We start from the raw sequence: 26,192 nt of genomic DNA on the forward strand, positions 1-26,192 counted from the left end.
GCGCCTGACGGTGTTATGCCAGCAGCAACGGAGGGAGATCGAGGCGATGGAGGTCGAATCCACCGCGATCCGCGAGATCGACTACGACGCGCGGCGCGACAAGCTCTTGGTGCGCTTCGCCAGCGGCGAGCGCTACGTCTATGTGGGCGTCCCCGGCGAGGTCTGCCGCTCGTTCCTGGACGCGGAATCCAAGGGCCGCTTCTTCCAGAACCAGATCCGCGACCGCTATCCGTTCAACCGCCTGGACGCCTAGCCCTTCACCCGCTTGTCCCGCTGGGCCTTCACCCGCAGGCGGAGCGCGTTGAGCTTGATGAAGCCCGCCGCGTCGCGGTGGTCGTAGGCGACCGCGCCCTCCTCGAAGGTCACCAGCTCCTGGTCGTAGAGCGAATAGGGGCTGGTGCGGCCGATGACGGTGACATTGCCCTTGTAGAGCTTCACCCGCACCTGGCCTTCGACCATCTTCTGGCTGAGGTCGATGGCGGCCTGCAGCATCTCGCGCTCCGGCGAGAACCAGAAGCCGTTGTAGATGAGCGTCGCGTACTTCGGCATCAGCTCGTCCTTCAGGTGCATGGCGCCCCGGTCGAGGGTGATGCTTTCGATGCCCCGGTGGGCGGCGAGCAGGATCGTGCCGCCGGGGGTCTCGTAGACGCCCCGCGACTTCATGCCGACGAAGCGGTTCTCCACCAGGTCGAGGCGGCCCACGCCATTGTCGTGACCGAGCTGGTTCAGCTTGGTCAGCAGGGCGGCGGGCGACAGCTTCTCGCCGTCGATGGCCACCGGGTCGCCGCCCACGAAGTCCATGGTGAAGACGGTCGGCGTGTCGGGCGCGTCCTGCGGCGAGATGGTGCGCATGTGGACGAACTCCGGCGCCTCGACGGCGGGGTCCTCCAGCACCTTACCCTCGGAGGAGGAGTGCAGCAGGTTGGCGTCGACGCTGAACGGCGCCTCGCCGCGCTTGTCCTTGGTGATCGGGATCTGGTGCTTCTCGGCGAAGTCCAGCAGGGCCTCGCGGCTCTTGAAGTCCCACTCGCGCCAGGGCGCCACGACCCGGATATCGGGCTCCAGGGCGTAGTAGGCCACCTCGAAGCGCACCTGGTCGTTGCCCTTGCCGGTCGCGCCATGGGCCACGGCGTCGGCGCCGATCCGGCGCGCGATCTCGATCTGCTTCTTGGCGATCAGCGGCCGGGCGATCGAGGTGCCGAGCAGATATTGGCCCTCATAGACCGTGTTGGCCCGGAACATCGGGAAGACGTAGTCGCGGACGAACTCCTCGCGCACGTCCTCGACGAAAGCGTACTTGGGCTTCACGCCCAGGGTGATCGCCTTCTGGCGCGCCGGCTCGATCTCTTCGCCCTGGCCCAGGTCGGCGGTGAAGGTCGCGACCTCCGCCCCGAGCTCGGTCTGCAGCCACTTCACGATGGTGGAGGAGTCGAGGCCGCCCGAATAGGCGAGCACGACCTTCTTGATGGGCTTGTCGGCCATGGCGGCGAAGTTCCTAGTCGGTAGGGGAGAGTCCGCGCGTTCAAGCGCGAACGTGCGACAGGTTCAAGACTTAAGCGCGCCCTCGGCCTCAAGCTGGGCCATGGCCGCCTTCAGCCAGCGCAGGTGGGCGAGCGCGAACAGCGCCGCCAGGGTGGCGCGCACACCGAACAGGATCAGCGCCTCGTCGGCATCCATCGCCAGGTTCCGGACGCCGGCGACCAGGAACAGGCTGACCGCAAAGGCGACGGCCGGCGGGGCGGCGAGCGCCACGTCGCGCATGGCCCGGAACGCGGGCGAGCCATCGCGGCGGAGGACCATCGGCACGCGCGTGTCGGCGTCCATCCGCTTCCAAGCCTCCCGCGAGGCGGCGGCCATGATCGCGAGCGCCACGATCCACAGGGCGTCGCCGACATAGATCAGCAGCGTCATGGGCTAGACAGTGACCTGCGCGCCCAGCTCCACAACCCGGCCGGGCGGGATCTTGTAGAAGTCGGTGGGGTTCGCCGCGTTCTTCATCAGGAAGATGAACAGCCGGTCCTGCCAAAGCGGCATGCCGGACTGCGCCGACGGCACCACCGAGCGCCTGCCCAGGAAGAAGCTGGTGGCCATGATGTCGAACTTCAGGCCCAGGCGGCGGCACAGCCCCAGCGCCTTGGGCAGGTTCGGGCTCTCCATGAAGCCGTAGGAGACGAAGATCTTCTTGAAGTCGTCGTTGACCGGCTCGATGCGGATGCGGTTGTCGTCGCCGACCCGCGGCGTCTCGGCGGTCTCGATGGTCAGGACGATGTTCTTCTCGTGCAGCACCTTGTTGTGCTTCAGGTTGTGCATCAGGGCGACCGGCGCGGTCTCCGGGTCGCTGGTCAGGAAGATCGCCGTGCCGGGCACCCTGAGGGTGGCGCGGCTCCGCAGGATTTCCGACAGGTCGAGCAGGGGCACGCTGTCGCGGCGGGTCTTGTCGGTGAGGATCTGCGCGCCTCGGGTCCAGGTCCACATGATCAGCACCAGGGCCGCGCCGAACGACAGCGGGAACCAGCCGCCGTCCAGCACCTTGACCAGGTTGGCGCCCAGGAAGCTCAGGTCGATGAACAGCAGCGGCGCCACGAAGGCGAGCGTGCCCGCCAGGCTCCACTTCCAGAACCGCCGCGCGACGATGAACTCGAGCAGCACGGTGATCACCATGGTGCCGGTGACCGCGATCCCATAGGCCGAGGCCATGTTGTCGGAGGTCTGGAACAGCACCAGCAGCACCAGGACGCCGATCATCAGCATGCGGTTGACCGAGGGCACGAAGATCTGGCCCGCCACCGTCTCGCTGGTGCGGCGGATGTCGATGCGCGGCAGGAGGCCCAGCTGCACGGCCTGCTGGGTCATGGAATAGGCCCCGGTGATCACCGCCTGGCTGGCGATGACCGTGGCCACGATGGTCAGGATCAGCACCGGCCAGTAGGCCACGTGCGGGATGATGGCGAAGAACGGGTCCTTGGCCGCCTCGGGGTGGGCCAGCACCATGGCGCCCTGGCCGAAATACTGCAGCGTCAGGCACGGCAGGGCCAGCACCAGCCAGGCCAGGCGGATCGGCGTGCGGCCGAAGTGGCCCATGTCGGCGTAGAGCGCCTCGGCGCCCGTGACCGCCAGGAAGACGCTGCCCAGGATCACGAAGCCCAGAAGGCCGTTGGCCGCCAGCATATGCAGCCCATAGTAGGGGTTCAGCGCCATCAGCACCCGTGGCGCCTCGACGATGTGATAGACGCCCAGGCCGCCCAGCACGAGGAACCAGACCACCATGACCGGGCCGAAGAACCGCCCGACGTTGGCGGTGCCGCGCGATTGGACCAGGAACAGGCCTACCAGGATCGCCGCCGCCGAAACCAGGATGACGGGCAGGGTGAAGAGGTGGCCGACGCTCGGCGCGTTCTTCAGGAGCTCCACGGCGGAAAGCACCGAGACGGCGGGGGTGATCAGGCCGTCGCCATAGAACAGGGCTGCGCCGCAGACGCCCAGCATGAAGATGGTCGTCGAGCGGTGGCCCAGCGCGCGCTGCGCCAGGGCCATCAGCGCCAGGGTGCCGCCCTCGCCCTTGTTGTCGGCGCGCATGACGAAGATGACGTACTTGATCGTCACCACGATGATCAGCGCCCAGAAGATCAGGGAGACGACGCCCATCACCGCGCTGTCGCTCGGGCCATGGCGGCTGTGGCTCAGCGCTTCACGCATGGAATAGAGCGGGCTGGTGCCGATGTCGCCGAAGACGACGCCGACGGACCCCACCGCAAGGGCCAGCAGGCCCTGTTTCCGGGAGTGATGCGACTCCTCGGGCGCCTCAGCAGGGGCGCCGCCGGCCGTATCCGCCATCCAATCTCTCCGGGAGCGTGACCAGGCTCCCTTGGGCGGCCCGATGCCGTCTCGCGGCGGGCGCGATACACCCAATCCGGACCCCGTTCAATGCGGCGCAACCTGCGGGGCGCCGCAAAGGCGCCGCTTTTCCTTGAATGACCGCCCGCGGGCCCTAGTTTCCCCTCTCAGGTGAGCGGGAGACGGGGATGGATCGCAGACTGGCGCTGGTGACCGGCGCCTCGGCCGGGATCGGCGCGGCCTTCGCGCGCATCCTGGCCAGCCACGGCTACGACCTGGCGCTGACCGCGCGGCGCGCCGATCGTCTGGAGCGCCTGGCCGAGGAGATCTCCCTGCGCTACGGCGTCGAGGCCCTGACCGTGGCGGTCGATCTGGCCGAGCCGGAGGCGCCGGGGCAGGTGCTGGACTTCCTGACCGCCCATGGCCGAACGGTGGACGCCCTGATCAACAACGCCGGCTACGGCCTGCCGGGCGCCTATGCCGACACCCGCTGGGAGGACCAGCGCGCGGTGATCCAGGTGATGGTGACCGCGCCGTCGGAGCTGGCCCACCGCGTGCTGCCCGGCATGGTCCACCGCCGGTTCGGGCGGATCGTCAACGTCGCCTCCCTGGCGGGCCTCGTCCCGGGCGCGGCGGGCCACACCCTCTACGGCGCGGTGAAGGCCTTCATGGTCCGCTTCTCCCAGAGCCTGCACCTGGAGACCGAGGCCCAGGGCGTGCATGTCAGCGCGCTCTGCCCGGGCTTCACCTATTCGGAGTTCCACGACGTGGCGGGCGTGCGGGCCCAGATCACCCAGTCGACGCCGCCGTGGCTCTGGCTGGGCGCCGACGAGGTGGCCGCCGCCGGCTACGAGGCGGTGGAGGCCAACCGGCCGATCTGCGTGCCCGGCGCGCCCAACAAGGCGATCGCCGCGCTCACCAAGCTGATCCCTGACGACTGGGCCATGGCGCTGATGGCCTCGCAGAGCTCGCGGTTCCGGAAGCTGTAGGCGCCTGGATCCCCACCTGGGCGGGGATGACCGGCTGCGTGGTCACTTCGCGTAGGGCATGGCGGCCTCGGGGCGGATCAGGCCGTTGGTCGAATCTGCGATCCCCGCCAGCAGGAACTGCACCGCCATGGCGCAGAGGATCAGGCCCAGCACGCGCACGATGATCGACAGGCCGATCTTGCCGAACAGGCGGCTGATCAGCGGCGTGGCCAGGAACGACAGCAGGGTCGCGATGGAGACCGCCAGCATGGCCCCGATGCCCAGCGCCGTGCCCGGCAGGCCGAACTCCTTGGCCTGGCTGGCGTAGATGATCACCGTGGAGATCGCGCCGGGACCGATCAGGAGCGGCATGGCGAAAGGCACGATCAGCCGCTCGATATGGCGGCGGACATAGGTGCGGTCATCGCCCTCGGCCGCCTCCGCAGCCTGGGCGAAGCTGGCGGTGAAGTCGTCGTTGACCATCTTCAGGCCGAGCACGAACAGGATCACCCCGCCGGCGATGCGGAAGGCCGGCATGGAGATGCCGAAGAAGGCCAGGAGCGCCAGGCCCGAGAAGTAGAAGAAGGTCAGGAAGCCCATCACGAACAGCGAGATCACCAACGCGACCTGCATGCGTTCGCGGCCGCTGGCGCCCGGAGTCGAGGCCAGGAACACCGGAACGTTGCCGATGGGGTCGAGGAGCGCGAACAGCGCCACGAAGAAGTTGACCGCGAAGTCCCAATGGATCATGCCAGCGTCTTAGCCCAATTCGCCGCGCCCGCCGAACCCTCGGCTCGCGCCCTCTTGCCCGGAGCCTTCGCCATGGCCGAAGCCGCGCTCGCCCCAAATCACACTCAGGCCCCCATCAAAGCCGATGGCCGCCTGATCGTCCCGCTGGACGTGCCGACCGTCGAGGAGGCCCGCGCCCTGATTTCAGTCCTCGGCGAGACGGTCAGCTTCTACAAGGTGGGCCTGGAGCTGTTCGCCTCCGACGGCATGGCGCTCGCCCGCGAGCTGAAGGCCCAGGGCAAGCAGGTGTTCATCGACTGGAAGCTGCACGATATCGGCACCACGGTGCAGCGGGCCGCCGCCGCCCTGGCGGACTCTGGCTGCGATTTCCTGACGGTGCATGGCGAGCCGCAGGTGATGGCCTCCGCGGTGCGCGGCAAAGGGAGTTCGTCGCTGAAGATCCTGGCGGTGACCGTGCTGACCAGCCTGACCGACGCCGACCTGAAGGAGATGGGGTACGCCGAGACGGCCCGCGCCCTGGTCGAGCGGCGCATCCACCAGGCCATCGCCGCCGGCTGCTCAGGCGTGGTGGCCAGCCCGCAGGAGGCGGAGCTGGCCCGCAAGCTGGGCGGCCGCGACTTCCTGGTGGTGACGCCGGGCGTGCGCCCCGACTGGGCGGCGAAGAACGACCAGGCCCGGGCGGCGACGCCGCTGGAGGCGCTCAGGGCCGGCGCCTCGCACATCGTCTGCGGCCGGCCGATCACCGCGGCCAACGACCCCCAGGCCGCGGCCCTGCGCGTCGCGGCGGAAATGGCCCAGGCGGGGTAGCCTGAGTTCCTCCCCTTCGGGGGAGGTGGCGCGAAGCGCCGGAGGGGGTCCGCTCCGAACGCCGTGGATGACCCCCTCAGTCGGCTTTGCCGACAGCTCCCCCAGGAGGGGAGCAATTTCAGAAGTCGACCGCGATGCCTTTGCGCTCCCAGTCGCCGAAGCGGGTGGGTTCGGGGCCTTTCGGGCCGCCCTGTTCGTCGGCCGCCTGAACGGCCTGCTCGGCGGCCTTGCGGGCGGCGGCTTCTTCCAGCGCCCGGCGCGCGGCCGGTGACAGCGGCTTGTCCGGGGCGGCGTTGGGGGGACGTTCATCCATGCCCCAATCTAGGCGCGCAGGCCCCCGCGGCCAAGCGGGCGGACCGATCAGGCCTTGCGCCGGCGGCCCGATGGGGGCACGCCGCGCGCCGTGACCGACCTTCCGCCTTCCTCCGCCCCGCCGTCCGACGCCGCCGGACTGCCGGCCCGCGCGGCCGCTCTCGACCTGCTCACCGCCGCCCTGTCCGGCCGCGCCGGCATGGACGAGGGCTTGAGCCATCCGGCGCTGGCCGCCCTGCCGGCCCGCGACCGGGCCTTCGCCCGCGCCCTGGTGCTGGCGACCCTGCGCCACCTCGGCCCCATCGACGCGGCGCTGCAGGGCCGGCTGAAGAAGCCGCCGCCGGACCGGGTGGTGCAGGTGCTGCGCCTGGGCGTGGCGCAGCTCTTCCTGCTGCAGACCCCGCCGCACGCCGCGGTGGGGACTTCCGTCGACCTGGTGGCCCGCGACCGGGGCAGCCAGATGTTCAAGGGCCTGGTGAACGCCGTCCTGCGCGGCCTGTCGCGCGAACCGCCGGCGCTGGACGACCCCGACCTGCTCGCGCCGGGCTGGCTGCACGCCCGCTGGCGCGCGGCCTTCGGCGCCGACGAAGCCCGCAAGATCGCCGCCATGATCGCCCAGGAGCCGGCGACGGACCTCTCCTTCAAGGATCCGGCGCGGGCCGAGGCCCTGGCCGCGGAGCTGGAGGGCCAGGTCCTGTCCGGCGGGACCCTGCGCAGCGCCCGGCGCGGCGACGTGGCCACCTGGCCGGGCTTCGCCGAGGGCGACTGGTGGGTGCAGGACGCCTCCGCCGCGATCCCCGCGCGCCTGCTGGCCGTGCAGGCCGGCGAGACGGCCCTCGACCTCTGCGCCGCGCCCGGCGGCAAGACCCTGCAGCTGGCGGCGGCCGGGGCGGCGGTCACCGCCCTCGACCGCTCGGCGCCCCGGCTGAAGCGGGTGGCGGAGAACCTGGCGCGGACCGGCCTCTCCGCCGACACCGTCGCCGCCGACGGCGCGACCTGGCCGGACAAGCGGAGCTTCGACGCCATCCTGCTGGATGCGCCGTGTTCGGCCACCGGGACCTTCCGGCGCCATCCCGACGTGCTGTGGGCCGCCAAGCCCAGCGACGTCGCCGGCCTCGCCGCCGTCCAGGCCAAGCTACTCGACGCGGCGGCCAAACGGCTGAAGAGCGGCGGGCGGCTGGTCTACTGCGTCTGCTCCCTGGAGCCGGAGGAGGGCGAGGGCCAGACGGCGGCCTTACTGGCGCGCACGGCGGGCCTGGCGCTCGATCCCGTCGCCGCCGGCGAGGGCGGCGCGCCGGCGGCCGGCGTGCGGCCGGACGGGACGTTGCGGATCCTGCCGCATCATCTGGAGGGCGGGACGGACGGCTTCTACGTGGCGCGGTTCCGGAAGGGTTGACGCGCCGCCCTCTGGCCCGCAAACGCGCATCACGGTATGCGGACGCCATGGCCCGCCCACCCATCATAGCGCCCTCGATCCTGTCGGCTGACTTCGCCAAGCTGGGCGAGGAGGCTCGCGCGATCGAGGCGGCCGGCGCCGACTGGCTGCACGTCGATGTCATGGACGGCCACTTCGTGCCCAACATCACCATCGGTCCGGATGTGGTGAAGGCGATCAGGAAGCATGTGAAGATCCCGCTGGACGTCCACCTGATGATCGCCCCGGCCGATCCCTTTCTGGAGGCGTTCCGCGAGGCCGGCGCCGACACCATGATGGTCCACCCCGAGGCCGGGCCGCACCTCAACCGCACCCTGCAGCGTATCCGCGAGCTGGGCGCGCGGGCGGGCGTGGTGTTCAACCCGTCGACCGACCCGGACGTCATCCGCTGGATGATGGACGACGTCGACCAGGTTCTGGTGATGTCGGTCAACCCGGGCTTCGGCGGCCAGAAGTTCCTGCATTCGCAGCTCGCCAAGATCGCCGCCCTGCGGGCGATGATCGACGCCAGCGGCCGTGACATCGCGCTTGAGGTGGACGGCGGGGTGACGCCGGAGACCGCCCGGCTCTGCGTCGAGGCCGGCGCCACCGCCCTGGTGGCGGGCACGGCGGTGTTCCGAGGCGGGCCTTCCGCCTACGCCGCCAACATCGCCGCCCTGCGCGGCGCCTGAGCGGCGGGGCGGTGGGGCGATGTCCGCGCCGGCCCCGGGCCGCCTCCTGGATCGCCTGCCTGGCGGCTATCAGCTCTACGCCGCCTGGCTGGGCGCGCTCCGCCGGCCTGGCATCGAGTGGCGCGTCTCGCCGCTGAACCAGTGGCGGCTCAGCCATCCCGCGCCGGAGGGCCTGGGCGGCCGTCCGCGCGACCTGCGGCCTGCCGATGCGGAGGCCGGGCGGCGCATCCTCGCCGGGGGCTTCGTGTTCGGGGGCGAGACCCTGGCGCTTGGCCCGCGCGGCGACCCCTGGGACCGGCCGAGCCCCAGCCGCCGGTTCGCCGGCGCCCTGCACGGCTTCGGTTGGGTCCGCGACCTGCTGGCCCATGGCGAGGCCGGCGCCTGGGAGGCGCTGCGCCTGACGCTGGGGTGGCGCAGGCTGTTCGGCCGTTGGAACGGCTTTTCCTGGAGCCCGCCGGTGCTGGAGCGCCGGGTGTTCAACCTGGCCTGCGGCCTCGCCGCGATCAGCGGGCCGGCCTCCGACGCCGAGGCCGACCAGATCGCCGCCGACCTCGCCCGCCAGGCGCGCTTCCTCCTGGAGCTGCCGGGCGATCCGGCGCGGGCGGCCGAGAGGGCCGCGGTCGCGGGCGTCGCGGGTGCGGCCCTGGCCGGCGCGGCGGGCGAAGGCCTGCTGGACCGGGCGCTGGGTGAGCTGCCGCGCCGGCTGGAGGCCGCCATCGCCGACGGCGGCCACGCGACCCGCAGCCCGCAGGCGGCGCTGGAGCTGCTGTTCGACCTGATGACGCTGGACGACGTGCTGAGCCAGCTCGGCCTCGCCACCCCCGACGAGATGTTGCGCGCCCTCGACCGGCTGGCCGGCGCGGTGCGCTTCTTCACCCTCGATGACGGCCGGCTGGGGGCCTTCCAGGGGGGTGAGCCGGTGGCCGGGCCTTATGTCGCCGCCGCCCGCGCCGAGGACGCCGCGGCGCCCCATGCGCCCGTTCCACCGGCCTGCAACGGCTATCATCGGCTGGAGGCGCACGCCCTGCAGGTGATGGTCGACGCCGCTTCGCCGGCGCTCGGGCCCTGGAGCCTGGCGGCCTGCGGCCAGCCCTTGGCCATCGAGGTGTTGGCCGCCGGCAAGCGGCTGTTCGTCGGCTCCGGCTGGTCGCCGCAGGCCGCGGGCACTCCGGCGCTGCGGCTGGTGGACGCGGCTTCCACAGCCTCGGTGGCCGAGGCCGACTGCGGCGCCCCGCTCAGCGGATTCGCCGCCCGCGTCCTGGGACCGCGGCTGCGCGACCCCTACGCCATTGCCGACGTGCGCCGCCAGGACACGCCGGCCGGCGCCTGGCTGGACGCCTCGCACGACGCCTGGGCGCGCAGCCTCGGCCTGCGCCACGAGCGCCGGCTCTATCTCGACCGCGCGGCCGACGAGCTGCGCGGCGAGGATGCGCTGGTCCCCCGCCGGCGCGCCGGCGGGGCGGAAGGCCGCCGCTTCGTGGCCTTCGTGGTGCGCTTCCACCTGCACCCGCAGGTCAGCGCGCTGATGGCCCGCGACCGGAAGAGCGTGCTCCTGAAGGTCGAGGGCCAGGAGGCCGGCTGGTGGCTGCGCAGCGACGCCCTGGAGGTCATGCTGCAGCCCTCGACGCATCACGAGGACGGCCTGACCCGGCACGGCCAGCAGATCGTGTTGCGCGGCCAGGCCCGGCTCGACGGCGGCGCCAAGCTGCGCTGGAAGCTTTCCGCGGCCCATGAGCCCGCCATCGCCGCCCACGTTGACGAGCAGGTCGCTTAGGGACTAAGCGGACGCCATTCCGCGTGACTGGCGAACAAGGTGGGCGACCACCGGGGAGCGCGGAACCATACCTCCGCCGCTCGCCTGGGCATTGTCTCTGACCCACTTCAGGAGGATGCCGTGCCCGCCGCTCCCGATTTCCCGCCCGCTCCGGACCGCGCCCCGCTGAAGCGCGCCCTGATCTCCGTCTCCGACAAGACCGGCCTCATCGAAGCCGCCCGCGCGCTGGCCGACCTCGGTGTCGAGCTGGTCTCCACCGGCGGCACGCGCAAGGCGATCGCCGACGCGGGCCTGACCGTGAAGGACATCTCCGAACTCACCGGCTTCCCGGAGATGATGGATGGGCGCGTGAAGACCCTCCATCCGGTGGTGCATGGCGGCCTGCTGGGCGTGCGCGACGCGCCCGAGCACGCCAAGGCCATGGCCGAGCACGCCATCGGCGGCATCGACCTCGTCTATGTGAACCTCTATCCATTCGAGTCGACGGTGGCCTCCGGCGCGGACTTCGCCACGGCGGTGGAGAACATCGACATCGGCGGCCCGGCGATGATCCGCTCGGCGGCCAAGAACCACGGCTACGTCTGCGTCTGCACCGACATCGCCGACCTGCAGGAGGTCCTGGCCGACGCTCAGGCGAACGGCGGCGCGACGGGCCTCGCCCTGCGCAAGAGCCTGGCGGCGCGGGCCTATGCGCGCACCGCGGCCTATGACGCGGCCATCTCGGCCTGGTTCGCCGAGGCGCTCGGCGAGGACTGGCCGAAGCGCAAGGCCTTCGCCGGCGAGCTGGTCCAGACCATGCGCTATGGCGAGAACCCGCACCAGGCGGCGGCCTTCTACCGCTTCCCCAACCCGCGCACCGGCGTCGCCACCGCCAAGCTCTGGCAGGGCAAGGCCCTCAGCTACAACAACATCAACGACACCGACGCGGCCTTCGAGCTGATCGCCGAGTTCGATCCGAGGGACGGCCCGGCCTGCGCCATCATCAAGCACGCCAATCCCTGCGGCGTCGCGACGGGCGGCAGCGTGCTGGAGGCCTATGAGCGGGCGCTCGCCTGCGATCCGGTCAGCGCCTTCGGCGGCATCATCGCCTTCAACCGCAAGCTCGACGCGCGCACGACCGAGGAGATCCTCAAGCTGCTCACCGAGGTGGTGATCGCCCCCGGCGTGGACGAGGACGCGCTCGCCCTCTTCGCCAAGAAGAAGAACGTCCGCCTGCTCACCACCGACGGCCTGCCGGACCCGCTGGCCAAGGGCCTGACCTTCAAGTCGGTGGCCGGCGGCTTCCTGGTGCAGGGCCGCGACGACGCGCGGATGACGCCCGCTGACCTGAAGGTGGTGACCAAGCGCGCGCCGACCGAGACCGAGGTGCGCGACATGCTGTTCGCCTTCACCATCGCCAAGCACGTGAAGTCCAACGCCATCGTCTACGCCCGGGCGGGCCAGACTTTGGGCGTCGGCGCGGGCCAGATGAACCGCAAGGACTCCGCCCGCATCGCCGCGCTGCGCGCCGCCGACTTCGGCCTGGACCTGACCGGCAGCGCCTGCGCCTCGGAAGCCTTCTTCCCGTTCCCCGACGGCCTGATCCAGGCCGCCGACGCCGGCTGCACCGCGGTGATCCAGCCCGGCGGGTCCATCGGCGACGCCAAGGTGATCGAGGCCGCCGACGAACGCGGGATGGCCATGGTGTTCACCGGCGTCCGGGTCTTCCGCCACTAGGCGTCAGGCGTGCTTCAGGCTGACGTGTAGAGCCCGCCCACCAGGGTCTCGACGTAGGCGATCATGCTGAGCAGCTGCTCCTCGTCGACGTCCTCCTGCAGGGCCACGATGCGACGGACCAGGCTGACCACGATGCGGGTCTGCAGGCCGTCGATGCGGGCCAGCGACAGGATCGCCTCGATCTGGTGCGGCGGCAGGGCCGGGGCGCGGGCGGGGTCGAGTTCCAGGGCCACGGCGGGCTTGAGGTCCAGCACCTCGCACATGTCGACGATCGCGCCGCGCGAGACCTGCACCTCGATGCCCTGGGCGATCCCCTCGGCGTAGGGGGCCGGCAGGCCGAGCGGGCGCACGCGCCAGCCGCTGTCGGTCATCAGGGGCGCCAGGATTTCCAGGTCGACCATGCCCACCAGCCGCTTGACGCCGAGCGCGCGGGCAACCTCCAGGGCGGCCAGACGCACCTCCGAGCGGGCGATCCGCCCGCCGCGGCCGCGGGCGGCGCGGGCGGCGAAGAAGCGGCTGATCTCCCAGACGTCGGGCGCGGCGATGGGCGCCTCGTCGGCGGCGATCAGGTGCGGGAAGATGTCGCCGATCACCGAGCCGGAGAGGGCCGGGCGCATGCGCATGGAGGCCAGGATCCTGCCGTCGGAATCGAGCGCCAGCAGGTAGACCATGTCCTCGTCGTCGTAGGCGTCGTATTCGCCGCCATCGTCGCGGACGGTCATGGCGGCCCAGCCGCGCTCCTCCACGAAATGGACGCGGCGCAGCTGGTGCATCTCGTGGAGCTGTTCGGCGTAGAGCGGCCGGTTGGCCTTGGTGACCACGTGGATCATCGGTCTTCCCCCATCAGGTTTCCTGAAGGGGGACCGTCGCCGCGGTTACGGTCCGTTCGCTAGTCGGCGCATCGGCGGACTTGACGCCCCGGCCAGACTCGGGGGTCAGGCGAACTCGTCGGGGTCCACCAGCCAGCCGCGGCGGGCGGCCTCCAGCACCGTCGGCACCGTCGCCTGGTGGCCCAGCTTGGCCTTGGCGCGCTCCAGGTGGGTCTTGGCGGTGCCCACCGACACGTCGAGGATCAGCGCGATCTCCGGCACCGTCTTGCCGCGCGACAGCCAGACCAGCACCTGGGTCTCGCGCCGCGTGAGCCGGCTGGCGGCGATCGGCGCGTCGTCAGCCAGCTCCAGCAACTGCCGGCCAGCGACGGCGTAGATCACCCCGCAGGCCTGCAGCACCGCGCGCGCCTGCTCGTCCACCTGCGGCCCGACGCCGGTCAACACCACGGCGGTCACCTCGCCGTAGGCGCCGTGCACCGGCACGACCAGGCCCTCGTGGCCGTCGCGCTGGGCGGTGACGAACAGCTCCCGGGCCTCCTCGCCCACGGCCTGGCCGGCGACGTCCGACCAGGTGAAGGCGCGGGTGGATCCGAACACGGCGCGGAAGGTTGGGTCGATGCGCTGGTTTCCGGCGTCGAGATAGCGTTGGCGGTTGGCGCGGTCGCCGACCCCGAACAGCAGGCGCGGCCGGATCGGCTTGCCGGGCTCGGCCATCAGGGTGCAGATCGTGCGGTCGAACCCGAACTGCGAGACCACGCCCAGGAAGCGCGCTTCAAGGTCGCTCAGGCGCGTGAGCGTCCTGGCGCCTCGCATGAAATCCAGTGCGTCGGCGTAACGATCCCCCATAGGCTTACACTCGCCAGGCGCGAGCGAAATGCAACCGTTAGCGGCGCTTTTTCGCACCCTCCGCGGCCAACTCACGCAGGGCCGCATTGGCGATGGTCAGCTTGGCGAAGGTCCAGGCGCCGCCGGAGGCCTCGATCTCGTCGATGGTCCGGCGGGCGACATGGGCCTTCTCGGGCCGCAGCGCCGTCCAGGCCGCCGCCGCATCGCGCGCATGGTTGGCGTCCTCGCCAGCCTGGGCGCCGCCTGCGAACGCCATGATGGTCCGCGTGAGGTCGGTCTGCTGGCTGAGCAGGTCCTCGATCAGCCGGCGCAGCGCCATCCGCTCGAAGGTGTCGCCCACCGAGAAGGCCCCGGCCACCTGGCGCACCCGGTCGAAACCGAAAGCCTCGCCGACCGCGTGGTAGAGCCGCGCCACATTGGCCAACGGCCAGCTCGAGGCCTCCGCCAGGTCGACCAGGTCGCCGGCGATGGTCATCGGCTGCAGCACGGCCACGGCGCGGGCCTTGTCGGCGGGCGCGCCGGCCTCGGTCAGCTGGCGCAACCGCGCCTCCACCTGCGCCTGCTCGATCGGCGACAGGATGCCGGGCATCAGCTTCAGAAGGCTCTGGAAGCTCGGACGGTAGGCCTTCACCAGGGCGTCGACGTCGAGCTTGTCGCGCGCCGCGCGGCGGGTCAGCCAGAAGGTCGCCCCGCGCAGGGCCGCGCTCAGCCGCCGAAACAGCGCCATCTGGCCCGAGGCCGGGATCTTGCCGTCGAGGGCCGCGACCGAGTCCCACAGGGCCGGGATCTCCAGCACCGCCTTGGCCGCCTCGTAGCCGGCGGTGAAGGCGCGCGCGTTGGCGCCGGCCGCCGGCATCAGCCGCGCCGGGAAGCTCGGGCCGCAGCGGTTGATGATGTCGTTGGCGACCACGGTGGCGATGATGTCGCGCCGCAGGCGGTGGCGGCGCATCGGCTCGGCCCACTTGTGCATGGGCTTGGGGAAATAGTCCTCCAGCAGCCGCTCGAAGAAGGGGTCGTCCGGGGCGTCGCTGGCCACGATCTCCCGCTTCAGCTCCAGCTTGCCGTAGGCCAGCAGCACCGCCAGTTCCGGCCGGGTCAGCGCCTTGCCGCCCTGCGCGCGCTCGGCCAGGCCGGCGGCGTCCGGCAGGCCCTCGACGGCGAGGTCGAGTCGCCCGGCGGTGACCAGCTCGGTCATGAACTGGCCATAGGGGCCCATCTCGCCGGCGGCATCCATCTGCATCAGCGATAGCGCGAGCGTCTGGTCGTAGTTGTGCGTCAGCACGTGCTCGGCCACGTCGTCGGTCATCGATTGCAAGAGGGTGTCGCGGCGCTTGCGGGTCAGCTCGCCGGTGCGCTCCAGCATGCCGGTGAGGATCTTGATGTTCACCTCGTGGTCGGAGGTGTCGACGCCGGCGGAATTGTCGATGGCGTCGGTGTCGATCCGCCCGCCGGCGAGCGCATATTCGATGCGCCCGGCCTGGGTGAGGCCGAGGTTCGCGCCCTCGCCGACCACCTTGACCCGCAGCTCCCTGCCGTTGATCCGCACCGCGTCGTTGGCCTTGTCGCCCACGTCGGCGTTGGCCTCGCGCTCGGCCTTCACATAGGTGCCGATGCCGCCCAGGTAGAGCAGCTCCGCCTGGCTCTTCAGGATGGCGGTGATCAGCTCGGTGGGGGCGAGCGCGTCGGCCTTGACCTCCAGCATCGCCTTGACCTGCGGCGACAGCGGGATCGACTTCAGGCTGCGCGAGAAGATCCCGCCGCCCCTGGAGATCAGCTTCTTGTCGTAATCCTGCCAGGACGAGCGCGGCAGTCCAAACATGCGAGAGCGCTCGGTCCAGGACTTGGCCGGGTCCGGATCGGGGTCGAGGAAGATGTCACGGTGGTCGAAGGCCGCCAGCAGCCGGGTCTGCTTGGAGAGCAGCATGCCGTTGCCGAACACGTCGCCGGACATGTCCCCGCAGCCGACGACGGTGAAGGGCTCGGCCTGGATGTCCTTGCCCAGTTCGCGGAAGTGGCGCTTCACCGCCTCCCAGGCGCCGCGGGCGGTGATGCCCATCACCTTGTGGTCGTAGCCGGCCGAGCCGCCGGAGGCGAAGGCGTCGCCCAGCCAGAAGCCGTAGGCCTCGGCCACGCCGTTAGCGATGTCGGAGAAGGTGGCCGTACCCTTGTCGGCGGCCACCACCAGATAGGGGTCGTCGCCGTCGAAGGCGATGACGTCCTTGGGCCGGATCACCTTGCCGTCGGGGCCCAGGTTGTCGGTGATGTCCAGGAGGCCGTAGAGGAAGGTCTTATAGGCGGAGACGCCTTCGGCGCGCACCGCGTCGGGCGAGCCGCCCTTGGGCAGCTGCTTCGGATAGAAGCCGCCCTTGGAGCCCACCGGCACGATCACCGCGTTCTTCACCTGCTGCGCCTTCACCAGCCCCAGCACCTCGGTGCGGAAGTCGTCGCGCCGGTCGCTCCAGCGCAGGCCGCCGCGGGCGACGGGGCCGAAGCGCAGGTGGACGCCCTCGACATTGACGCCCCAGACGAAGATCTCGCGGTAGGGCTTGGGCGCCGGCAGATCGGCCAGCTCGCCTGAGGCCACCTTGAACGAGATGTAGGGCTTGGGATGGCCCATCTCGTCGGTCTGGTAGAAGTTGGTCCGCTGGGTTGCGCCGACCAGCAGCGCCAGGCGGCGCAGGACGCGGTCCTCGTCCAGGCTTTCCACCGCCTGCAGCGCCTCGACGATCTCGGCCATGATGGCGTCGCCCCGCAGGCGGCGGTTCTCCAGGCTGATCTCGGCGGACGGGTCGAACTTGGCGCGGAACAGGTCGAGGATCAGGCGCGTGACCGCCGGATGGGCGGCCAGCGCCTCCTCCTGCACCCGCTGGCTGGGGTCGAGGCCGGCCTGCTGGCGATGGCGGGCCAGCGTGCGGATCAGGGCCGCGGCGCGCCAGGGGATGGACAGCTCCAGCACCAGGCGGTTGAAGCCGTCGTTCTCCGTGCGGCCGGTCCAGACGGCGACCACGGCGTCCTCGAAGGCCTGCTTCAGGTCGGCGAACACCAGGTGGCCGCCGGCCGGGTCCTCGATCTCGAAATCATGCACCCAGACGGCGGGGTGGCGCGGCCGGCAGACCGGGAAGCCGGCTTCGGCCAGGGCCTTCAGCCCCATGTTGTCGAGGATCGGCAGGACGTCGGCCAGCGGCGCGGGCGCGCCATACCGGTAGAGCTTGAAGCGGAACTGCAGGCTGCTATCGCCGGGCAGGCGATAGGCGCGCACCGCGATCTCCTGGCCCTCGGCCATGGCGTCGATCATCGCCAGGTCCGCCAGGGCTTCGGCCGGCGAGAAGCGGTCGCGGTAGCCGGCGGGGAAGGCGTCGCGGTAGCGGCCCAGCGTCTCGGCCACCTGGGCCGGCGGCTGGCCGGCGGCGCGCACCACGGCCTCGAAGCGGTCCTCCCAGCTGCGCGCCGCCTCGGCGATGACCGCCTCCAGCTCGCGCAGGTCCGGCTGGTCGTGCTCGCCGGGCGAGAAGCCGATGATGTAGTGCACCCGCGCCAGCGGGGCGTCGGAGAAGCTGGGGTAGGAAGCCGAGACCCGCCCGCGGTAGGCGCTGGCGAGGATGCGTCCGGCCCGCGCCGCCAGCTCGGAATCGTACTGGTCGCGCGGCAGGAACAGCAGCAGGGAGGCGAAGCGGTCGAAGGGGTCGCGCCGCTCGAACAGCCGCACCCGCGGCCGGTCGTAGAGGTGCAGGATGCCGAGCGACATCTCGAGCAGCTCGTCCTCGGTCATCTGGAAGAGTTCGTCGCGCGGGTGGTTCTCGACGATGGTCTTCAGGCGCTTTTCGTTGTGGCTGCCGGGGACCATGTCGGCGCGGGCCAGGACGTTGGCGGCCTTCTCGCGGATCAGCGGCACGGCGCTGGCCGGCTGGTCGTAAGCCCCGGCGGTGAACAGGCCCACGAAGCGGACCTCGCCGATCGGCCGGTCGTCGGCGCCGTAACGTTTGACGCCGACGTAGTCCATGTAGCCGCGGCGGTGGACGCGGCTGCGCACATTGGACTTGGCTACAGTGAGCGCCGGGTCGGTGAGCAGCCGGTCCTTGACCTTGCCCAGCAGGATCGCCGGCTCGTTGGTCCGGCGCAGGACGGTGCGGTTGGGGTCGCGCAGCACGCCCAGGCCGTCGGTCGCCTGGTAGAGCGGCTCCTCCGCCGCGTAGTCGCCGTTCTTCAGCCGCGGGTATTCGTAGACGCGGGCGCCCAGGAAGACGAACTCCTCGGCCTGTAGCCAGCTCAGGAAGGCGACGTCCTCGCTGGAGGCGCGTTTGGCGTGCAGTTGCAGCTCGGCCAGGGTCTTGCCCATCAGCTCGAGCATGGCGGGGAAATCGTCCACCGCGGCGCGCACGTCCTTCAGGGTCTCGGCGATCCCGTCCAGCAGCGCCTGCTCGCGGTCGGCGCCGATCGGGTCGAGGATCACCTGGATCATCGACTCGCGTCGCGCCGTCCCGCTGTCGCCGCGCAGGCCCGTACGGTCGCGCTGCACCTCGACGATCGGGTGGAAGAGGGCGCGGACGGACAGGCCCTGCTCGGCGATCTCGCCCATGATCGAATCGACCAGGAACGGCGCATCGTCCTGCACGATCTCCAGCCGGTCGAGGCTTGGGGCCTTGCCGCCGATCACCGGGACGATGCGGATCGTGGGGCCGCGGCCCCGGCGGCGCTCGCCGAACCGCCAGAAGTCGGCGAGGTTGGCGGCGAGGTCGGCGCTGGTGAGCTCGGGCAGCTCGTCCGGCGCGGCGTCGGCGGCGGCCTGGGCGGCGAAGCCCTTGGCCTCCTTCAGCGCGGGGTCGCCCTTCAGGGCGGTGAGGATGGCCTTCGGCAGGGGGCTGACGGCGGGCGCGCGGCTCATAGCGCAGCTCCAGATGCGAGGACGGCGCCGGAGGAGAGTATCCGGCGCCGTTTGGCTTCGCCGTGGGGGGGCGGCGAAGCGCTCGCTGCTCGCTGGGTCCGCTGTTTGGGGGGGGTGCGGACACAGCCGCCGGACCGTTTCAGCCCGGGGCTAACCCTAGATAGGAACAGGTTTTCCAATTTGAAGTCCCCCTTGGGTCTGGCGGATCAGTGGTGCTTGGCGGCGGCCCGGCGGCGCAGCGCGGTCGAGGCCTTGGCCAGCGGCCCTTTGGCGGGCGCCGGATGGGCTTCGTCGGGCGGTTCGTTGGGCATCTTGTTCTTCAATTGCTGCGGGTCGCCGTCGGCCGACAGGATCACGGCGATCCAGCGGCTGCCGTCGAACTGCGCCAGGATCACCATGGCCATGACGGTGAGCGGCGTCGATAGGAAGGCGCCGGTCACCCCCCAGATCGCGCTCCAGAAGGCCAGCGAGACCAGCACCACCACCGGGTCGATGTTCAGGCTGCGGCCCTGCATGCGCGGATAGACGACGTTGCCGATGATCACGCCCACCGCCTGCAGGGCGATGAGCAGGATGATGGCGCGGCCGTAGCCGTCGAACTGCACCAGGGCGAACAGCGGCGGGGCGACGCCGGCGAAGATGCCGCCGGCCACGGGGATGTAGACCGCCAGGAAGATCAGCAGCGCCCAGAGCAGGGCGTCGTTCAGGCCCACCGCCGCCATGGCGATCCAGGAGAGTCCGGCCACCATCAGCCCGGTGACCGTCTGGACGAACAGATAGCGCTCCACACCGTCGCGGATGCGCAGGAAGGCCACCACCGCCTCCTGCCGTTCCTCGCGGACCTGGAAGAGGCCGACGGCCTTGCGGTCCCAGCCCCGCCGCGAGGCCAGGATCAGGCCCAGGTAGATCAGCACGAACAGCGAGGTGGAGGCGAAGTCCCGCACCGCGTTGGCCACCAGGCCCAGATACTTCGATGCATCCAGGCCGCGGATGATCTGCACCACTGTGGGCGGGTTGCGTATGCCCGCCAGGCCGGCCAGCTGGGCGACGATCCCGTCGAGCTTGGGGCCGTAGCCCATCAGCTGTCCGACGAAGCCGGTGGCGTTCATGGCCACGAAGGCCGCGGTGCCGCCGAACAGCAGGATCGACAGCGCCAGCGCCAGCGGCAGCGCCGCCCGGTGCGGCATCTGCGGCAGGCGGTGTTGCAGGACGCGGGCGAAGCCGTCGACCATCACCGCCAGGAACATGGCCAGCGCCAGCGGCGTCAGGATCGGCGACAGCCAATAGAGCGTCGCCCCGCTGGCGATCACCGCCAGGATGACCTGGGCGTTGCGGGCGACGGCGGACTCCCCGATCGGGGGCTGGGCGGCAGGCATCGAGGGCTTTCGCTCGGGCGATCCGGGCGCGAGTGTCCGCGTCGCGCGCGCCGCCGTCAAATCGAGCGATCCCTACCCCGCTTCGTCGCCGAAGGGGAGGATTTCTCTCAATTCGCGGTGAGGGTCTTCTCGAGGACGGCCTCCAGCAGCTCGGCCTCGGTCAGGGGCTCGGTCATGAAACCCTTCAGCCGTCCGCCCTGCACCAGGACGATGAAGCCGTGCAGGGTCGACCAGCCAGTGATGGCTCGGCGTTTGACCTCGGCGAGGTCGGCGCCTGGATCGGCGGCGGCCACGGCGCGGTAGAGCCCTTCCCAGGCCTCGCGCGCCGCGCTGAGCAGGCTGGCCGGGGCGTCGGCAGCGTCCACCAGGTCGCCGGCGAACATCATCCGGAAGAGGCCGGGGCGTCCGAAGGCCAGGGTCAGGTAGGCCCGGGCGGTCTCGCGCAGCGCCGCGCGCGCGTCAGGCGCGTCGGCCTGGGCGCGCGCATAGGCCTGCTCCAGCTCCCGGAAGCCCAGCGCCGCCACCTCGGCCAGCAGGGCGCGGCGGTCGGGGAAATGCCGGTAGGGCGCGGCGGTCGAGACGCCCAGCGACTGGGCCAGGTCGCGCAGGGACACCGCCTCCGGGCCGCCCGCCTCCGCGGCCGCGAGGGCCGCGCCGATCAGGGCCGCCCGCAGGTCTCCATGATGATAGCCGCGCGAGGTCGCCATCCGCCGATGTTGACACAGCTAACATTGAGTCGCAATGTAAGCGATGCTTACAAAAGGAGGCGGCGATGAAACTCCACATCTGGCTCGCGGGACTGGCGGTGATCGGCTGGGCTGGGTTGGCCCACGCGGGAAGCGTCGGCTTCGAGACCGCCAGCGCACCCGTTCCGGGCGACAAGCCCCTGGCGGTGACCATCTGGTACCCGACCGACGCGCCGGAGCGGCCGACGCCGCTCAGCCTCTACGTCCAGTCGGTGGCCCCGGGCGCGGCGCCGGCGGGGCGCGGCCATCCGCTGATCGTGATCTCGCACGGCACGGGCGGGTCGAACGCCGACCACTACGACACCGCCCGCGCGCTGGCGGCGGCGGGCTTCGTCGTCGCCGCGCCCACCCACACCGGCGACACCCAGGGCGACCGCAGCCGCTCGATGCGGATCACCGAGCGCCCGGCCGAGCTGTCGCGGGTGATCGACTACATGACCCGCGACTGGCGCGGCCATGACGCGATCGACGCCGGCAAGGTGGGCGCCTTCGGCTTCTCGTCCGGCGGCTTCACGGTGCTGGGGGCGATCGGCGGCGAGCCCGATCTGACGCGGCTCGCGCGGCACTGCGCCGAGCATCCGCACTTCTACGACTGCCAGCTGCAGCGCCAGCTGGGCGGCGCGGCGGCGGCCCCGCCCGCGCCCGCGCCCGTGGCGCACGATCCGCGCATCAAGGCCGCGGTGGTGGCCGCGCCCGCCCTGGGCTTCGCCTTCGCGCCCGCCGGCTTGGCGAAGGTGACGATCCCGGTGCAGCTCTGGCGGGCGGAGTGGGACACCGTCCTGCCGCAGCCCTACTACGCCGAGGCGGTCCACAGCCTCCTGCCGAAGGCGGAGTACCACGTGGTCCCCGCCGCCGAGCATTTCGACTTCATGGCCCCGTGCAGCGACACGCTGGCCAAGGTCGCGCCGTCGATCTGCCCGGCGACCATCGACCGTGTGGCCTTCCACAGGACCTTCAACGCCGCCGTGGTCGGCTTCTTCCAGAAGACCCTGCGCTGATAGGATTTCCTAGCGCGGGGCCATCCGGATGGCCCCGTCGAGACGGACGTCCTCGCCGTTGAAGTAGCCGTTGGTGATCATGGTCAGGGCCAGCTGGGCGTACTCCGGCGCGTTGCCCAGGCGCTTCGGGAACGGCACCGAGGCGGCCAGCGCGTCCTTCACCTGCGGCGGGGCGAACTGCATCAGGGGCGTGTTGAAGATGCCCGGCAGGATGGTGTTCACCCGGATGCCGTCGCCGGCCAGGTCGCGGGCGATCGGCAGGGTCATGCCGACGATGCCGCCCTTCGACGCCGAGTAGGCCGCCTGGCCCATCTGGCCGTCCTCGGCCGCCACCGAGGCGGTGTTGACGATGGCCCCGCGCTCGCCGTCCTCCAGCGGCTCCAGGTCCAGCATGCCCTTCGCCGACTTGGCGATGCAGCGGAAGGTGCCAACCAGATTGATCTGGATGATGGTGTTGAAGCTATCGAGCGGGAAGTGCTTGGTCTCGCCGGTCTGCTTGTCGCGGCTGGCGGTCTTGATGGCGTTGCCGGTGCCGGCGCAGTTGACCAGGATGCGCTCCTGGCCGTGGGCGGCGCGGGCCTTGGCGAAGGCGGCGTCGACGTCTTCCTCGGACGTGACGTTGCACTTGCAGAAGACGCCGCCGACCTCGGAGGCGACGGCCTCGCCCTTCTGCTCGTTCATGTCGAAGATGGCGACCTTGACGCCCTGAGCGGCCAGAGCGCGGACGGTGGCCTCACCGAGGCCGGAGGCCCCGCCGGTGACGACGGCGGCGACGGAGGAATCGAGTTTCATGGGCGTATCGCTCCCGGGGTTCTGGTGTTCCGTTGGCCGGAGCCTTTAGCCCCAAGCGCGGGCGCGAAAAAGCATCACCTTACGTAAAGGGAAACCTGGGCGCTCAGCGCTGACCCCGGTCCTGAGCCGGAACGGACCGCGCCTCAGCTTTCCGCGGCCGCCTGCGCGAACTCCGGGAACAGCTCAGCGAAGGGCGAGGGGCCGCTCTGGTCCCAGCTGTGGCGGCTGCCGACCGTGATGCCGCCGTCAACCACGATGTGGGTCCCGGTGACGAAGGCGGAGTCGTCGCTGGCCAGGTAGAGGGCGGCGCGGGCGATGTCCTCCGGAACGCCGCCCTTGGGTATCGGCTGGACGTTGGCGCTGTGCTCGGCGATGCGGGCGGCCATCTGGTCGGCCACCTCGCGCGGCAGGCCCAGCGAGGCGCCGAAGATCGAGGTGGCGATCAGGCCCGGGCAGATGGCGTTGACCCGGATCTTCTGCCGCGACAGCTGGGCCGCGGCGCAGCGGCTCATGTGGATCACCGCGGCCTTGGCCGAGGAATAGGCGATGGGTCCCCAGCCGGCCTGCAGGCCGGCGATGGAGGCGGTGTTGATGATCGAGCCGGCCCCGCGCTCCAGCATCAGGGGCGCGGCGTACTTCATACCAAGCGCCGGTCCGCGGACCAGGACGTCGAAGATCCAACTCCAGGTCTCGGACTGGATCTCCGGGATCGAGCGCATGCCGTCGGAGATGCCGGCGTTGTTGAACAGCACGTCCAGGCCGCCATATTCGGTCTGGGCCAGGCCGACGGCCGCGGCGATGTCGGCCTCCAGCGTCACGTCGCAGCGGGCGAAGCGGACCGCGCCCTTGAAGCGCTGCTCCAGCATGCGGCCCTTCTCGTCCTGGATGTCGGCGGCGATGACACGCGCGCCCTCGGCCACGAACAGCTCGACCGCGCCCAGGCCGATGCCGGAGACGCCGCCGGTGATCACCGCCACCTTGCCGTCCAGACGTCCCGCCATGCTGGTTTCCTCTCCCGTGTCGCCGCCGCCCTTGAGGGCTTTGCCGAGTGCTACGCTGGCAGCGCCGCCGCGTCGAGACGGGCGGGAAGATAGGCCCGCCGCAGGATGAGGAGGATGAAGGCCGCCATCAGCAACGGCAGCAGGCGCGCCGGCGGCGAGATCACCGGCGGCCAGGCGGCCTGCCAGACGGCGAGCGCCAGGATCCAGCGCCAAAGCGGCCGCGGCTCGCCGTCGGCGGTCAGCCACAGGCCGGTGGCGATCACCATCAGCACCATGTCGTAGCTGCCGGAGTGCGGCGCGGCCAGCAGGGTCGCGGCCAGCAGGGCGGCGAGCTTGAGGTCCCCGGACAGCCGGCTCCGGAAGGCCGCGAAGACCGCCGCCGCCCCGGCGGCGATGGCGCCGGTCTGGACCAGCGAGGCCAGCTTCGCCGGCGCGCCCAGCAGCACGGCGCAGGCATAGACGCTGTGGCCCCAGATGCGGCCGAACTGCACCCACTTGGGGTCGGCGCCCGAGAAGCTCTCCAGGGTCTCGCGCACCCACCAGACCCAGGCGTCGATACCGAAGATGGCGGCGCTGGCCAGCGCCAGGGCGCCGCCCGAGCCGACGGCCGCCGCCAGCGCCCGCCACTGTCCGGCCGCCGCCAGCGCCACGGGGACCAGCAGCCAGAATTGCGGCTTGAAGGTGAGCAGGCCCAGGACCGCGCCGGCCAGCAGGGGCCGTGTCTTGGCCAGCCGGAAGCCGCCGATCAGCAGGGCCGCCACCAGGAACGCGCACTGGCCATCGACCGCGTTCACCGAGGCCGCCGGGCAGAGCAGCGCCGCCGCGGCCAGCCAGGGCGCGTAGCGCGGCTGCTCGGACCGATAGAGGATGGCGGCGACCAGCAGGCCCGCGCTCAGCGCCTGGAAGGCGGCGTAGGATCCCAGAAAGCCCAGGGGCTCGAAGGGCGCCAGCAGCACCAGGAAGCTCGGTGGATAGACCCAAGGCCGGAACGGCACGGGCGCCGTCAGCCAGCCCTTCAGGCTCTGGTTCAGCCAGGCGGTGAAGCGGTCGCCGTCGAAGATCAGCGGCAGGTGGCCGTGCAGGGCCTCATGCGCCGCGCCCCACAGCACCATCCAGTCGCTGCCCGGGGCGTTGTAGTCGATGCCGACGGAGCCCGGCGCCCAGAAGGTCGTGGCGAAGACCACCCAGCCATAGGCCGCGAACAGGATGGCCGGCGCGGCGACGATGGCCGGCGGCCGCGCGAACGCACCGGACAGGTTTCCGGGCCGGGTCATGCTCTCTCCGCCTTGCAGCTCAGGCGGCCAGCCTAGCCGGCGGCCTCCTGCGCGAAGGTTAAGGCGGCCCCGGTTTGCGCGAGGGACCCGTCAATCGACGGTGATCACCACCTTGCCCATGGCCTGGCGGCTGCCCAGGTGGGCGATGGCGTCGGCGCCCTTCTCCAGCGGGAAGCGCTCGGAAACGTGCGGCTTGATCTTGCCCTGGGCGTAGAGGTCCAGGAGATCCTCGATGCTCTTGGCGAAGGCGGCCGGGTTCTTGGCCGTCCAGCTGCCCCAGAAGACGCCGACGATGTCGCAGCCCTTCAGCAGCGCGAGGTTCAGCGGGATGCGCGGGATCTCCCCGGCCGCGAAGCCGATCACCAGGTAGCGGCCTTCCCAGGCGATGGAGCGCAGAGCCGGCTCGGCGTAGTCGCCGCCCACGGCGTCATAGATCACGTCGGCGCCGTTTGGCCCGCAGGCGTCCTTGAACAGCTGGCCCAGCGCCTTCTGGCCCTCCTTGTCGAAGGGGCCGCGGCCGTAGACCACGCCGCTGTCGGCCCCATGGGCGATGGCCAGGTCGACCTTCTCCTGCGTCGAGCAGGCGGCGATCACCCGCGCGCCCATGGCCTTGCCCAGCTCCACCGCCGAGAGGCCGACGCCGCCGGCCGCGCCCAGCACCAGGAGGGTCTCGCCGGCCTTCAGGTGGCCGCGGTCGGTCAGCGCGTGCCAGGAGGTGCCGTAGGTTAGGATGAAGGCCGCCGCCACGTCGTGCGGCATGGCGTCCGGGATCTTCCACAGCCGGTTGGCGGGCAGCAGCACCTCCTCCGCCATGGCGCCCCAGCCGGTATTGGCCAGGATGCGGTCGCCGGGTTTGACGTTGGTCACGCCTTCGCCCACCGCCTTGACCACGCCGGACAGCTCGCCGCCGGGTGCGAAGGGCCGCTCCGGCTTGAACTGATACTTGTCCTCGATGATCAGCACGTCAGGGAAGTTGACCCCGATGGCCTTGACCGAGATCACCGCGTGCCCGGGCTTGGCCTCGGGCGCGGCGATATCCTCCAGCACCAGGGTCTCCGGGCCGCCCACGGCCTTGCTCAACAGCGCCTTCATGCCTGGTCTCTCCCGGCTGGTCTTTTCGAGGTCGCGCGGACGCTAGCCCAGTCGAACGGATGTTTGAAGCGCAGTTCGCGGCTTCGCT

At 71.2% G+C, this 26,192-nt stretch carries 22 protein-coding genes and 1 riboswitch; of the genes, 8 read left to right on the forward strand and 14 right to left on the reverse strand.

Annotation, left to right across the window (positions count from 1 at the left end):
* The first annotated feature begins 46 nt into the window (after nucleotides 1–46).
* Nucleotides 47–253 carry a KTSC domain-containing protein gene (locus E8A49_RS22325; protein ID WP_293386500.1) on the forward strand — a complete coding sequence of 69 codons (207 nt, stop codon included), beginning with the start codon at nucleotides 47–49 and terminating at the stop codon, nucleotides 251–253.
* On the opposite strand, the gene E8A49_RS22330 is transcribed toward E8A49_RS22325, so the two are convergent.
* The 3 genes from E8A49_RS22330 to E8A49_RS22340 all read right to left on the reverse strand — a co-directional run bounded on the left by E8A49_RS22330 (nucleotide 250) and on the right by E8A49_RS22340 (nucleotide 3,834).
* Nucleotides 250–1,482, reverse strand: coding sequence for an argininosuccinate synthase (locus E8A49_RS22330; protein WP_293386501.1), 1,233 nt, complete (start codon nucleotides 1,480–1,482; stop codon nucleotides 250–252). The genes E8A49_RS22325 and E8A49_RS22330 overlap by 4 nt on opposite strands.
* Nucleotides 1,483–1,545: 63 nt before the next feature.
* Nucleotides 1,546–1,911: a hypothetical protein gene (locus E8A49_RS22335; protein WP_293386502.1), complete on the reverse strand. Its 366-nt coding sequence runs from the start codon at nucleotides 1,909–1,911 to the stop codon at nucleotides 1,546–1,548.
* Nucleotides 1,912–1,914: 3 nt separating this feature from the next.
* Nucleotides 1,915–3,834, reverse strand: a complete 1,920-nt coding sequence (locus tag E8A49_RS22340) for a potassium transporter Kup (RefSeq protein WP_293386503.1) — start codon at nucleotides 3,832–3,834, stop codon at nucleotides 1,915–1,917.
* Between the two features lie 188 nt (nucleotides 3,835–4,022).
* Here E8A49_RS22340 and E8A49_RS22345 point away from each other — a divergent pair, with 188 nt between their 5' ends.
* Nucleotides 4,023–4,823: an SDR family oxidoreductase gene (locus E8A49_RS22345; protein ID WP_293386504.1), complete on the forward strand. Its 801-nt coding sequence runs from the start codon at nucleotides 4,023–4,025 to the stop codon at nucleotides 4,821–4,823.
* A gap of 42 nt (nucleotides 4,824–4,865) precedes the next feature.
* Here E8A49_RS22345 and E8A49_RS22350 read toward each other — a convergent pair whose 3' ends face one another.
* On the reverse strand, nucleotides 4,866–5,552 hold the full coding sequence (locus E8A49_RS22350) for a MarC family protein (RefSeq protein ID WP_293386505.1): 687 nt from the start codon (nucleotides 5,550–5,552) through the stop codon (nucleotides 4,866–4,868).
* Nucleotides 5,553–5,666: 114 nt separating this feature from the next.
* Here E8A49_RS22350 and pyrF point away from each other — a divergent pair, with 114 nt between their 5' ends.
* On the forward strand, nucleotides 5,667–6,359 hold the full coding sequence (pyrF, locus tag E8A49_RS22355) for an orotidine-5'-phosphate decarboxylase (protein ID WP_293386542.1): 693 nt from the start codon (nucleotides 5,667–5,669) through the stop codon (nucleotides 6,357–6,359).
* Nucleotides 6,360–6,477: 118 nt separating this feature from the next.
* Here pyrF and E8A49_RS22360 read toward each other — a convergent pair whose 3' ends face one another.
* Nucleotides 6,478–6,672, reverse strand: coding sequence for a DUF1674 domain-containing protein (locus E8A49_RS22360; RefSeq protein ID WP_293386506.1), 195 nt, complete (start codon nucleotides 6,670–6,672; stop codon nucleotides 6,478–6,480).
* A 90-nt stretch (nucleotides 6,673–6,762) separates the two neighbouring features.
* Here E8A49_RS22360 and E8A49_RS22365 point away from each other — a divergent pair, with 90 nt between their 5' ends.
* The 4 genes from E8A49_RS22365 to purH all read left to right on the forward strand — a co-directional run bounded on the left by E8A49_RS22365 (nucleotide 6,763) and on the right by purH (nucleotide 12,267).
* Nucleotides 6,763–8,067, forward strand: a complete 1,305-nt coding sequence (locus E8A49_RS22365; RefSeq protein WP_293386507.1) for an RsmB/NOP family class I SAM-dependent RNA methyltransferase — start codon at nucleotides 6,763–6,765, stop codon at nucleotides 8,065–8,067.
* Between the two features lie 47 nt (nucleotides 8,068–8,114).
* The gene (rpe, locus tag E8A49_RS22370) at nucleotides 8,115–8,777 is read left to right on the forward strand and encodes a ribulose-phosphate 3-epimerase (protein ID WP_293386508.1); all 663 of its coding nucleotides are present in this window, start codon (nucleotides 8,115–8,117) and stop codon (nucleotides 8,775–8,777) included.
* A 19-nt stretch (nucleotides 8,778–8,796) separates the two neighbouring features.
* The gene (locus E8A49_RS22375; RefSeq protein ID WP_293386509.1) at nucleotides 8,797–10,551 is read left to right on the forward strand and encodes a heparinase II/III family protein; all 1,755 of its coding nucleotides are present in this window, start codon (nucleotides 8,797–8,799) and stop codon (nucleotides 10,549–10,551) included.
* A gap of 13 nt (nucleotides 10,552–10,564) precedes the next feature.
* A riboswitch (ZMP/ZTP riboswitch) is annotated at nucleotides 10,565–10,648 on the forward strand.
* Between the two features lie 23 nt (nucleotides 10,649–10,671).
* Entirely contained in the window at nucleotides 10,672–12,267 is a 1,596-nt protein-coding gene (purH, locus tag E8A49_RS22380; RefSeq protein WP_293386510.1) for a bifunctional phosphoribosylaminoimidazolecarboxamide formyltransferase/IMP cyclohydrolase, read from the forward strand.
* 14 nt (nucleotides 12,268–12,281) lie between these two features.
* Here purH and E8A49_RS22385 read toward each other — a convergent pair whose 3' ends face one another.
* From E8A49_RS22385 to E8A49_RS22405, 5 genes are all read right to left on the reverse strand, one after another.
* Nucleotides 12,282–13,097 carry an acyl-homoserine-lactone synthase gene (locus E8A49_RS22385; RefSeq protein ID WP_293386511.1) on the reverse strand — a complete coding sequence of 272 codons (816 nt, stop codon included), beginning with the start codon at nucleotides 13,095–13,097 and terminating at the stop codon, nucleotides 12,282–12,284.
* 105 nt (nucleotides 13,098–13,202) lie between these two features.
* Entirely contained in the window at nucleotides 13,203–13,910 is a 708-nt protein-coding gene (locus tag E8A49_RS22390; RefSeq protein WP_293386512.1) for a LuxR family transcriptional regulator, read from the reverse strand.
* A gap of 70 nt (nucleotides 13,911–13,980) precedes the next feature.
* Complete coding sequence (locus tag E8A49_RS22395) at nucleotides 13,981–18,825, reverse strand: NAD-glutamate dehydrogenase (RefSeq protein ID WP_293386513.1); 4,845 nt, start codon at nucleotides 18,823–18,825, stop codon at nucleotides 13,981–13,983.
* 206 nt (nucleotides 18,826–19,031) lie between these two features.
* A complete protein-coding gene (locus tag E8A49_RS22400) occupies nucleotides 19,032–20,201 on the reverse strand; it encodes an AI-2E family transporter (protein WP_293386514.1) in 1,170 nt (389 codons plus the stop codon).
* Between the two features lie 107 nt (nucleotides 20,202–20,308).
* Nucleotides 20,309–20,908 (reverse strand): TetR/AcrR family transcriptional regulator, encoded by a 600-nt coding sequence (locus tag E8A49_RS22405; protein WP_293386515.1) that lies wholly within the window; start codon nucleotides 20,906–20,908, stop codon nucleotides 20,309–20,311.
* Nucleotides 20,909–20,973: 65 nt separating this feature from the next.
* Between E8A49_RS22405 and E8A49_RS22410 the strand changes: the two genes are divergently transcribed.
* Entirely contained in the window at nucleotides 20,974–21,945 is a 972-nt protein-coding gene (locus E8A49_RS22410) for a dienelactone hydrolase family protein (protein ID WP_293386516.1), read from the forward strand.
* Nucleotides 21,946–21,954: 9 nt separating this feature from the next.
* On the opposite strand, the gene E8A49_RS22415 is transcribed toward E8A49_RS22410, so the two are convergent.
* The 4 genes from E8A49_RS22415 to E8A49_RS22430 all read right to left on the reverse strand — a co-directional run bounded on the left by E8A49_RS22415 (nucleotide 21,955) and on the right by E8A49_RS22430 (nucleotide 26,104).
* Nucleotides 21,955–22,737, reverse strand: a complete 783-nt coding sequence (locus E8A49_RS22415) for an SDR family NAD(P)-dependent oxidoreductase (protein ID WP_293386517.1) — start codon at nucleotides 22,735–22,737, stop codon at nucleotides 21,955–21,957.
* 143 nt (nucleotides 22,738–22,880) lie between these two features.
* Nucleotides 22,881–23,738, reverse strand: a complete 858-nt coding sequence (locus E8A49_RS22420) for an SDR family NAD(P)-dependent oxidoreductase (RefSeq protein WP_293386518.1) — start codon at nucleotides 23,736–23,738, stop codon at nucleotides 22,881–22,883.
* Nucleotides 23,739–23,788: 50 nt separating this feature from the next.
* A complete protein-coding gene (locus E8A49_RS22425; RefSeq protein ID WP_293386519.1) occupies nucleotides 23,789–25,012 on the reverse strand; it encodes a glycosyltransferase family 87 protein in 1,224 nt (407 codons plus the stop codon).
* A gap of 90 nt (nucleotides 25,013–25,102) precedes the next feature.
* Nucleotides 25,103–26,104 (reverse strand): NADPH:quinone oxidoreductase family protein, encoded by a 1,002-nt coding sequence (locus tag E8A49_RS22430; RefSeq protein WP_293386520.1) that lies wholly within the window; start codon nucleotides 26,102–26,104, stop codon nucleotides 25,103–25,105.
* Nucleotides 26,105–26,192 lie beyond the last annotated feature (88 nt).

The organism is Phenylobacterium sp., assembly GCF_004799515.1.
Taxonomy (GTDB): domain Bacteria; phylum Pseudomonadota; class Alphaproteobacteria; order Caulobacterales; family Caulobacteraceae; genus Phenylobacterium.